This window comes from Arthrobacter sp. SIMBA_036 (genome assembly GCF_046535135.1).
Classification (GTDB): domain Bacteria; phylum Actinomycetota; class Actinomycetes; order Actinomycetales; family Micrococcaceae; genus Arthrobacter.
This window is the reverse complement of sequence record NZ_JAWRXG010000523.1, coordinates 1-206: the sequence shown is the minus strand read 5'-3', so window position 1 is coordinate 206 and position 206 is coordinate 1. Positions and strand designations below refer to the sequence as shown.

The 206-nt window shown below is 65.0% G+C and carries 1 protein-coding gene; it reads left to right on the top strand.

Annotated elements, in window-relative coordinates:
• On the top strand, nucleotides 1-206 hold a 206-nt coding region (locus tag SB659_RS20725; protein ID WP_410551810.1), incomplete at both ends, for a hypothetical protein.

The window sequence follows — 206 nt, the reverse complement described above, 5'->3', positions numbered from 1 at the left end:
GCTGCGACCCTGTATGAGGTCGGGTTCAATCATTTCTTCCGGGGCAAGGACCACCCCTCGGGCGGGGACCAGGTGTTCTTCCAGGGCCACGCCTCGCCGGGGATGTACGCCAGGGCGTTCATGGAAGGCCGTTTGAGCGAGGAAGACCTGGACGGGTTCCGGCAGGAGAAGTCCAAGGCCGGGCATGCCCTGTCCTCCTACCCGCA